The 9,720-nt window shown below is 67.3% G+C and carries 7 protein-coding genes and 1 pseudogene; 7 read left to right on the top strand and 1 reads right to left on the bottom strand.

Annotation, left to right across the window (positions count from 1 at the left end; all coding sequences use genetic code 11):
• The 5 genes and pseudogenes from CDO44_RS27560 to CDO44_RS02985 all read left to right on the top strand — a co-directional run.
• Positions 1-1,012: pseudogene (locus tag CDO44_RS27560) on the top strand (ribonuclease E/G); the annotation flags it as partial.
• Between the two features lie 177 nt (positions 1,013-1,189).
• Positions 1,190-4,678: a response regulator gene (locus CDO44_RS03000; RefSeq protein ID WP_087778793.1), complete on the top strand. Its 3,489-nt coding sequence runs from the start codon at positions 1,190-1,192 to the stop codon at positions 4,676-4,678.
• On the top strand, positions 4,663-5,529 hold the full coding sequence (locus CDO44_RS02995) for a protein-glutamate O-methyltransferase CheR (RefSeq protein ID WP_233146015.1): 867 nt from the start codon (positions 4,663-4,665) through the stop codon (positions 5,527-5,529). Before CDO44_RS03000 ends, CDO44_RS02995 begins: the two co-directional genes overlap by 16 nt.
• A 10-nt stretch (positions 5,530-5,539) precedes the next feature.
• A complete protein-coding gene (locus CDO44_RS02990) occupies positions 5,540-6,100 on the top strand; it encodes a chemotaxis protein CheB (RefSeq protein WP_087778791.1) in 561 nt (186 codons plus the stop codon).
• On the top strand, positions 6,097-7,107 hold the full coding sequence (locus CDO44_RS02985; protein WP_087778789.1) for a diguanylate cyclase domain-containing protein: 1,011 nt from the start codon (positions 6,097-6,099) through the stop codon (positions 7,105-7,107). The genes CDO44_RS02990 and CDO44_RS02985 overlap by 4 nt, the downstream gene beginning before the upstream one ends.
• A gap of 42 nt (positions 7,108-7,149) precedes the next feature.
• On the opposite strand, the gene CDO44_RS02980 is transcribed toward CDO44_RS02985, so the two are convergent.
• Positions 7,150-8,454 carry a GGDEF domain-containing phosphodiesterase gene (locus CDO44_RS02980; RefSeq protein WP_087778787.1) on the bottom strand — a complete coding sequence of 435 codons (1,305 nt, stop codon included), beginning with the start codon at positions 8,452-8,454 and terminating at the stop codon, positions 7,150-7,152.
• A 347-nt stretch (positions 8,455-8,801) separates the two neighbouring features.
• Between CDO44_RS02980 and bcsD the strand changes: the two genes are divergently transcribed.
• Positions 8,802-9,260 carry a cellulose biosynthesis protein BcsD gene (gene bcsD / locus CDO44_RS02975; RefSeq protein ID WP_087778785.1) on the top strand — a complete coding sequence of 153 codons (459 nt, stop codon included), beginning with the start codon at positions 8,802-8,804 and terminating at the stop codon, positions 9,258-9,260.
• Between the two features lie 46 nt (positions 9,261-9,306).
• A partial coding sequence (bcsP, locus tag CDO44_RS02970; RefSeq protein ID WP_233146014.1) for a cellulose biosynthesis protein BcsP occupies positions 9,307-9,720 on the top strand: 414 nt, incomplete at its 3' end.

Raw genomic sequence — 9,720 nt, 5'->3', positions numbered from 1 at the left:
CCGGCATAGGCAACACCCTGCACCTGGCGGGCGCGCTGGTCGCCGCGGCCGCCGCGGCGGACGCCGCGAGGACCTCCCGGTCGAGGAAACCGCCGCCGTCGCCGCCGCTGCCGCGGTAGCGGACCAAGCCATCGCCGCCACGCCCGCCCCCGAGGCGCCCGTCCAGCCCGAGCCGGCAGTCGAACCGCAAGCGGTCCAGGAGGAAGGCCTTCCCGTCGCCGCCGAGGGTACGCAGGAAGGCGAACCGGAACGCAAGCGCCGCCGCCGACGCGGCCGCCGTGGTCGCCGTCAGGGCGAAGCCGGCGCCGTCGCGGCCGACGACGCGTCCCTGCAGGACGATGAAGCGGCCGACGACGAGGACGATATCCAGCCGGTAGCGGCCTCGGCCGAACCGCCGGCCGTCGTCTCCGAGCCCATCCTGGTATCGGCCGAGGCGCTGCCGGCCGATACGCCGGCCCCGGTGGTCGCCGAGGTCGTCCAGGCTCCGGCCCAGCCCCAGGCCGACGAACCGCAATCCGCCGCCGAGCGGGCCGGGGAACCGGCTCCGGTCGCCGCCGAAGCTCCCGCGACGGCCGTCGTCGCCGTCTCCGAAGCGGTGGAAGTCGAAGCGCCGGCCAGGCTGGCGACTGCCGAGCAGGCCGAGAAACAGCCCGAAGCCGAGCCGGTGGCTCACGCCGCGCCGGTACCGGCCGAAACGCAGGCCGCCGTCGAGCCCGAGGCCCCGCTCCCGGCCGCCGCCGAGACGGCCGTGACGCCGCCCGCCTCCATCCTGGATACGCCGGCGCAGATCGTCGTCCCGCAGGCTGCGGAGCCTTCGCGCGACGAACTGCAACGCGTCGTCGAACAGGCAGGCATGCAATGGGTGGAAACCGACCGCGCCAAGCTGGCCGCCGCCCAGCAGGCCATGCCGGCGGCCGCGCCGGTCCGGCTGGGCCGCGAGCCGCGCGTGCGGCCGCAGGTCGCGCCCGAGGCGCTGGTTCAAGTGGAAACCCGTCCCGACCTGCGTCACTGATACGCAGCCGGGCCATCGAAATGCCGCACGCGTCCGCGTGCGGCATTTTTTTGCGCGAACGCATGGCGGCGCCGTGTCGCCGGGCCCACATGGCTGCCGCCGGCATGCCGCAGAGCTGCCCGAGCCGCGTCGCAGGACCTAGAATGGCGGCTGATTCCCCACGGAAACCCTCCACCCATGTCCAGGAACACGATCGAAAACTCATGGCTGGGGAACATCCCGCTCACCACCAAAGTCTTCCTGCTGGTCGGCTTCTTCCTGACGCTGTTCATCCTGTCGAGCGTCGCCACCTCGATCGTGCTGGAACAGGAGGAAAGGAACCGCGCGGAGTTCCGGGCCACCGTCGATCTGCTGCGTGAAATCGACCTGACCACCCGCGCGCTGTATCAGCGCCAATCCGAGCTGCGCCAGCTCCTGCTGCTGTCGTCCAAGCCAGACACCAAGGGATTCGCCTCCGCCAACGCCGCCATCGATCGGCATCTGCTGCACCTCGCCCAGCAGGTGCGCGACGACCCGGCGCAAAGCGCCCGTATCGATGCGGTGAGCCGCATGGACGACCTGTGGCGCAACACCATGGCGCAACCCATCATCGCGGAACTCGCCCGCCTGGCCCAGGAAGCTCCTGCCGCGGCAGCGGCGCAGCGCGAACAATTGTTCAGGCAGGCCAGCACCCGCGCATCGGTGTCCACGACGACGCTGGTGGCCGCCATGGACGATATCGGCGGCGCGGCCCGCCGCAGCATGGAGGAACGGGAACAGGCACTGCACCGCTCCAACGCGCTGCGCGAATGGATGCTGTGGGGCACGCTGCTGCTGGCGGCCTTGTGCAGCCTGGCGACACTGAGGCTGTCGGCCGTGCTCATCACACGCCCCCTGCGCCATATGAGCCGGCTCATGGAGCGCCTGGCCCGGCACGACCATGACGTCGAAACGCCGGAGCTCACGCGGCGCGACGAAATCGGCACCATCGCCCGGGCGCTCGCACGGTTCAAGCAGATGGCCATCGACCTCTCGGACCAGAACTGGGTCGGCCATTGCATAGGCGTCGTGGCCGACCGGCTGCAGCGCACGACCAACCACAAGGACTTCGCCCAGGCGCTGCTGGCACAGCTTTGCCCGGAACTGGACGCCGGCGTGGCGCTGTTCTTCCTGCGCGCGGAAGACGACGATGTATTGCGTCCGGCCGGCCATTATGGCTTTGAGCCGGCTGCCGGCGGACCGACGGCTTGCCGGGTGGGAGACGGGCTGGTCGGCCAGTGCGCCGCCGAGGGTCGTCTCATCGAGCTCGGCGCGTTGCCGGAGCATTACCTGCGGATGCGCTCGGGCCTGGGCGAGGCCACGCCGCCGTATCTGATGCTGGTCCCCGTCCTGTCCAAACAACGAGTGCTGGCGGTGGTCGAACTGGGATTGCTGCGACCGCTGAACGCCCGCCAGCGCCGCCTGCTGGAAAGCCTGATGCCGGTCGTCGCGCTCTCGCTGGAAAACATTACGCGTTCGGTCCGCACCGCCGAGTTGCTGCAGCAGACGCAAAGCCAGGCAAGCGAACTGCGAGCCTCGGAAGAAGAGCTGCGGACCCAGCAGGAGGAACTGCAGGCCTCCAATGAGGAACTGCGGCAGCAGTCCGAGCTGCTCAACCAGCAGAAGAACCTGCTGGAAGCGTTGCAGCGCGAAACGGCCGACAAGGCCGATGCGCTCGCCCGGGCCAGCCAGTACAAGTCCGATTTCCTGGCCAATATGTCGCATGAATTGCGCACGCCGCTCAACAGCCTGCTGATCCTGTCCAACGACCTCGCCGACAACCGCGAAGGCAACCTCACGGGCGAGCAGGCGGAGGCGGCCCGCATCATCCACGACAGCGGAAGCAACCTCCTTCGCCTCATCAACGACGTGCTTGATCTTTCCAAGATCGAAGCCGGGAAGATGGAACTGGTGCGGGAACGGGTCGACCTGCGCAGTTTCGCCGCCCGCCTCAAGCGCCACTTCGATCCGGTCGCGCGCGAAAAGGGCCTGCGCTTTTCCCTCGAATTCGGCGATGGCCTGCCGTCAGACATCGAGGCCGACGGCGGCAAGCTGGAACAGATAGTGACCAACCTGCTCGGCAACGCCTTCAAGTTCACCCAGGCAGGCGAAGTACGCCTCGCGATACGGCGCCCCGCCGGCGACCTCCCCGGCTTCCCCGCGGCCAGTTCGGTCGCGATCGACGTGCACGACACCGGCATCGGCATTCCCGCCGACAAGTTTTCGAAAATCTTCGGCACGTTCGAGCAACTGGACGCCGGCACCAGCCGCCAGTTCGGCGGCACCGGCCTGGGCCTCGCCATTTCCCGCCAGCTGGCGCGGCTGCACCAGGGCGACATCCAATTGCGCAGCGAGCCGGGGCAAGGCAGCGTCTTCACCGTGCTGCTTCCGGAAACCCCGCCCGGCGCATCGCCTGCGCCGCCGCCCGCGGAACCGGCGAGCGACATCGCCGCCGCGGCGCCGGCCGACTCCGCGAACGCCATTCCCGCCGCCCACGCCGGCGCAATCTCGATACTGGTCATCGAGGACGACCCGGCCTTCGCCCGCGTGCTGGGCGACATGATCCGGCGCAAGGGCTGCGAGGCCCTGGTCGCCGGCAATGGCGAGGCAGGCCTGCAAATGGCCCGGCAGCACCGGCCCACCGGCATCGTCCTGGACCTGATGTTGCCGGACATGGACGGCTGGACGGTGCTGGAACGGATCAAGGCCGAACCCGGCCTGCGCCACATTCCCGTCCATATCGTGTCCGCGCTGGACGAATCGCCGCGCAGCCGCGACGCGGGCGCCGCCAGCTACCTGACCAAGCCGGTCTCTGCCGAAACCCTCAACGGCGCCATCGACCGGTTGCTCCTGCCTGCCCGGGAAGCCCCCCGGCGCCTGCTGATCGTCGATGACGACCCCGCTTCCCGCGCCTCGATCCGCACCCTGCTCTCGGCCCAGCCTGTCGCGGTCACCGAGGCCGTTTCGGCCGAGGAAGCCCTGGCGCTCGCGCGGGGCAACGCATTCGAGTGCATCGTGCTCGACCTGGGGCTGCCCGGGATGTCGGGATTCGATTTCCTGGAAAAACTCGGCGCTGTCGACCCCCGCCCCCCCGTGGTGGTGTATTCGGCGCGCGAATTGTCCCGCGAAGACCAGTTGCGGATACGGCCCCATACCGACAGCGTGGTGGTCAAGGGCAGCCACTCATCCGAACGGCTGCTCGACGAAGTGAGCCTGTTCCTCCACCGCGTGCGGCAACGCCCCATCGCGCCGGACGATGGACACGGCGATGACCTGCGGGGCCGCAAGATCCTGATGGTCGACGACGACATGCGCAACTTGTTCGCGCTGTCGAAGGTACTGCGCGGGCACGGCATGGAAGTCCTGCTGGCGCAGGACGGCAGCAAGGCGCTGCGGCAACTGGCCGAGCACCCGGATATCGATCTCGTGCTGATGGACGTCATGATGCCGGTCATGGACGGTTATCAGGCCACCCGGGAGATCCGCAAGAACCCGGACCACGCCCACCTGCCCATCATTTCGCTGACGGCCAAGGCCATGCAGGGCGACCGCGAGAAAAGCCTGGCCTCGGGCGCCAACGACTACCTCGTCAAACCGGTGGACATTCCCAAGCTGCTGTCTATGATGCGGGTATGGCTGCACCGTTAGACACTGCCCCCGGGGACATGTCGATGGAAACCGACCTGGACGAGATCGAACTCGACCTCTTCATCGAGGCCATGCGCCGGCGCCACGGCTATGACCTGGGCCAGTATGCGCGCGCCTCGCTCAAGCGGCGGGTGCAGGGCCTGGTCCGGCAGCACGGCCTGGACCACATCGGCGCCCTGACCGCTCGCGTGCTGCGCGACACCGCGTTCCTGCCCCAGGTGGTCGAGGGTCTCTCGGTCCCTGTCTCGGAAATGTTCCGCGACCCCTTCGTGTTTTCCGCGCTGCGCACCCAGGTGTTTCCCACGCTCGCTTCCTACCCCAGCATCAACATCTGGCAAGCGGGCTGCGCGCACGGGGAAGAGGTGTACTCGCTGGCCATCCTGCTGGAGGAAGCCGGCCTCTACGAACGCTGCCAGATCTACGCCACCGACTTTTCCGATGCCGCGCTGGCCCGCGCCAGGGAAGGCATCTTTCCCGCCCGCGAAGCCCGAGCCGCTTCGCTCCGATACCAGCAGGCGGGCGGCGGCATGACGCTGGCGGACTACTATCACGCCCGCTACGATCTGGTGAAACTCGATGCGGCGCTGCGCCGCAACGTCGTCTTCGCCAATCACAACCTGGCCACGGACGGCGTCTTCTGCGAGGCCCATCTGATCCTGTGCAGGAACGTGCTCATCTATTTCAACAATGCCTTGCAGAACCGCGCGCTGGCGCTCTTTGCCGACAGCCTGGTACGCGGCGGCTTCCTGTGCCTGGGCACCAAGGAGAACCTGTCGACGGCGCCCGTTGCCGGAAACTTCGCGGCGGTGGACCGCGCGGCCCGCATCTTCCGGGCTATGCGGCCCACTTGAAGGAGGTTGCATGGAACTGGTGGCCATCGGTTGCTCCACGGGAGGCTTGCAAGCCCTGCAAACGCTGCTGGGGGGCCTGGCGCCCTGCCCCCGAACCGCCTTCGTCGCCGTTCTCCATACCGCGTCGGCCAGCGTCGATCTGCTTTGCCAGTTGCTCGCGCGCGAATCCCCCATGCCCGTGATGGAAGCCGAGGAACGCATGCCGGTCCGGCCCGGCGTCCTGCAGCTTGCGCCGCCGGGCTATCATCTGCTCATCGGCCGGGACCGGCATTTCGCCCTGACGGTCGATCCGAAGGTATGCTTTGTCCGGCCCAGTATCGACGTGCTGTTCGAATCTGCGGCCGATGCTTATCGCGCCAACATGGCGGGCGTCATCCTGACCGGCGCGAACGAGGACGGCGCCCTCGGCCTGCGCTGCGTGCGGCGGCATGGCGGCGCGGCGCTGGTGCAGGACCCGGAGGAAGCCGAGTCGCCCGCCATGCCACGGGCGGCGCTGGCCACGGCCGGTGCTGACCATTGCCTGCCATTGGCCGCTATCGCGATCGAACTCAACCGGATGTGCCTATCTTGAATACCCGCCTTCCCGCCCCGAGGATCCTGGTCGTCGACGATACGCCCGCCAACCTGTTCGCGATGCGACGGCTGCTGTCCCAGATCGATGCCGAACTGGTCGAGGCAAGCTCGGGCAACGAAGCGCTGATGCGCTGCCTGGACGAACGATTCGCGCTCATCCTCCTGGACGTCAACATGCCGGAGATGGACGGCTATGAAGTCGCCACCCTGCTTGCCAGCGAACCGCTCAATCGCGACACGCCCATCATCTTCGTCACCGCGGCCTATGCCGACGATCTCAACCAGCTGAAGGGCTACCGCAGCGGCGCGGTCGACTACATCGCCAAGCCGGTCAACGACGCGATCCTGCTATCCAAGGTAAAGGTTTTCCTCGAGCTCGAGACCAGCCGCCTGCGCTTGAACCAGGCGCTGGCCTCGCTGGAGCAACGCAATCAGCAACTGCAAATCGAGATCGCCGAGCGGCGCCGCATCGAGGAGCAAATGCGCCACCAGGCCACGCACGACCTGTTGACTGGCCTGCCCAACCGCGCGCTGTTCATCGAGACGCTCGACCGTTTCCTGGCCCGCGCCCACAGGCACGACGAATTGTTCGCCCTGCTCTACGTCGACATAGACGGGTTCAAGCAGGTCAACGACAGCCATGGCCACCATGCGGGCGACATGCTGCTGCAGGCGTTCTCGCAACGCCTGCGGGCGGCGCTGCGGACCGAGGACGTCGTGGCCCGCCTGGGCGGCGACGAATTCGGCGTACTGCTGGGCAAGATGACGGATGGCGAAGTGATCCGGCAGAAATGCGCCGATCTATGCGGGATGCTGCACGCCCCGTACCGGCTGACCGCCAACGGACAGTCTTTCACCGCGCATGTCGGGGCCAGCATCGGCGCGGCGCTCTCGCTGCTGCACGGCCAGACCCGCGACGCGCTGGTACAGGCGGCCGACAATGCGATGTACGAAGCCAAGCGCGCCGGCAAGAATCAATGCCGCCTGGCCTCGGCCATGATGTGAGCTTGGCGGAGCGGGCCTGCCGCCAGGGCCCGCCCGCCGTCTTCAGAGCAGCGCCGGGCTGCCCTGCTTCGAGCCGGCGCGGCGCAGGAATTGCGCCGCCGCTTCGCTGCCCATCGGCGGCGAGCACAGGAATCCCTGCCAGGCATCGCATCCCAGCTTCCTGAGCGCCTCGAGCTGCTGCGTCGTTTCCACGCCTTCGGCGATGGTCTGGATGTCGACGTTGCGGCAGAACTGGATCACCGTGCGCAGCATTTCCTTGTCATAGGCATTGTCGAGCATGCCGGCCACGAACTGCCGGTCGAGCTTGACCGCGGCGAACGGGGCCGAGCGCAGACGCAGGAAATTCGAGTACCCGCTGCCGAAATCGTCGAGGCTGAAACCGACCCCCATTTCGTTGACCCGGCGGGTGATCGTGGCGGCCTCGTCCGGATCGGAAATCTCGGCCGACTCGGTCAATTCGATCTCCAGCCTCCCCGGCTCCACGTCGTATTCGCTGAGGACGTCGCGGACCATCTCCGGCAGGTCGCCCTTCAATTGCACGGCGGAGAGATTGACGGCCACCTGGGAACAGAACACGCCTTCGTCGCGCCAGCGGGCAAGCTGCTCGCACGCCCGGCGCAGCACCCACGATCCCAGCAGCGTGCTGAGTCCGGCGGCCTCGACCTCCGGCACGAAATCGTTGGGCATGACCAGGTCGCCCTTGCGGTGCCAGCGCAGCAGCGCCTCGAGCCCGCGCACGCGGCCGGTATCCATTTCGAGCTGCGGCTGGTAGAACAGCTCGAACTCGCCGCGGTCGATACCCTGCATGACATCGGTCACCAGCGTGTCCTCGCGGCTGAGCAGCCTGCTGTCGAGATCCTCGGGGCCGTCGCTCCAGCACACCCAGCGCGCGCGCGTGCGCAGGGCATAGCGGGCGGCCTGCTGGGCCCGCAACAGGACGCTCGAAGCCTGGGGAATGTCGCTGGGCAGCATGACGATGCCGAACGCCGCCATGGCCCCGCCCCGGCTCGCGCCGAGGATCTGCAAGAGCGACGAACGCTGGAACAGGCGCTGCGCGGCGCCGATGGCGCCCGACCTGTCGTTGACGTCGCGCAGCACGATCACCAGGCTGGTGGCGTCCAGGACGCAGAGAAGGTCGTCCTGCCGGATGAAGCAGCGGATCCTGCCGAGGATCTCGTTGCGTACCGGGGGCGCGGCATCCGCGGGCAAGGCCAGCGCGAGGACCGCGGCCCGCCGGCGCTCCGCGATCAGCGCGGCCAGTTCGCGTAGCAATGTGGCCCGTCCGCCGACGGCGGCGAACTCTCGGGACGTGTCGGCAGGCTTGGACCTTCTAGGCATCGGCGACATGGAGAAATCGAGCAATTATCAGGCTTCTTTTAATCGATATACCGCAGTCCGTCATCCGGCGCCTGGCACACGGAATCGTTGGTATCGGATCATCGCACAGTGGCGACCATCGCAAAAGCAAAACGTGATTCCAGGTCGTCAAGCCTTCCCTCGAGGTTGTCTCGTTTATGTTTGAATCCAGATGTTAGTAACCGCCAACATCCAAAATTCCCTTTCGTACGACATAATGAGTGACGGACCCCGGATGAGATCCGCGCCAGCCTTCCGTTACAATGTTAACAACTGTTTACGCCTGCGCGGATTTCTACCGGTAATACCCTATCTTTCTTCCAACGAGCAGGGAATGCATGGTGGACCAGACAATTCTTGAATATCTCGGCGACCGGCAAGCGTCGAAGCAATGGAAAGGTTTTCTGAATGCTCTGGTGCAGGAATTCGCCAGCCAGCTCTCCGAAGCCGATCTACGCGCGCTCATGCGCCGGGTGGGAAGCCGGTTTGCCGAGCAGTCGCCGCTGGCCGAATGCCGCACCCTGGACGACGTCCAATTCGCGATGAGCAAGATATGGATGGCGAACGATTGGGGCTGGGTCACGGTAGAAGAAGAAAACGGCTCGTTACGCCTCAGCCATAACTGTTCACCACTTCGGGCAGCGTTTGGGCAGAATGCGTCGCCGTGGGCGCCGGCCTTCCTCGAGGGGGCTTACCAGCAATGGTTCGAGCAGCTCGGCTCGGGCAAGCATCTCGGCGTCCAGCAGACGTCCGAACTGGACACCCTGGGCTGCGTGGAATTCCGGCTCGGCCGGTAAGCCTGCGTGCCGCGGGCCGGCCGCAACGGGCCGATGGGGAGAAAACGTGAAAGAATCCGACGATATCGCCAACCTCTTCAAGCATTTCGGGGGGCAGGCCGAGCAATACCAGGAAATCGGCCGTGCCAACGAGGCCAGGCAATCGCGCGAGCGCTGGCCCCTGCTGTCTTCGATCGACGCCGAGCGCGCCGCGCAGTTCCCGCCGGTCGATAAGGTTTCGCACGGCAACGAACCTTCCGTTTCGGGGCCGCCCCGGACCGAGCCTCCGGCGGCCGAACTCTCGGCGTTCCGCTCCCCCGGTCGGGCGCAACGGATCGAACCCCGTCTCTCGTCCCCTGTCGAGCCCGCCGCGCCGGCCTCCGTAGCGGCCGAGTCCTCCGCGCCGCCGGCCGCGCCCGCCCGGCCGCGGGCCGAGTTCATTCCGCCGCGTCCCGGCGCCTTGCGCGGCCGGTCCCTGCCG

This window comes from Pigmentiphaga sp. NML080357, from assembly GCF_002188465.1.
Classification (GTDB): domain Bacteria; phylum Pseudomonadota; class Gammaproteobacteria; order Burkholderiales; family Burkholderiaceae_B; genus Pigmentiphaga.
The sequence above is the reverse complement of the archived record's forward strand: the minus strand, read 5'-3'. Positions and strand labels throughout refer to the sequence as shown.

Excerpts from the sequence above, each read along its gene's own strand:
- CDO44_RS03000 (WP_087778793.1), top strand. The coding sequence starts at position 1,190 with ATGTCCAGGAACACGATCGAAAACTCATGGCTGGGGAACATCCCGCTC.
- bcsD (WP_087778785.1), top strand. The coding sequence starts at position 8,802 with ATGGTGGACCAGACAATTCTTGAATATCTCGGCGACCGGCAAGCGTCG.
- CDO44_RS02980 (WP_087778787.1), bottom strand. The coding sequence starts at position 8,454 with ATGTCGCCGATGCCTAGAAGGTCCAAGCCTGCCGACACGTCCCGAGAG.
- CDO44_RS02990 (WP_087778791.1), top strand. The coding sequence starts at position 5,540 with ATGGAACTGGTGGCCATCGGTTGCTCCACGGGAGGCTTGCAAGCCCTG.
- CDO44_RS02995 (WP_233146015.1), top strand. The coding sequence starts at position 4,663 with ATGGCTGCACCGTTAGACACTGCCCCCGGGGACATGTCGATGGAAACC.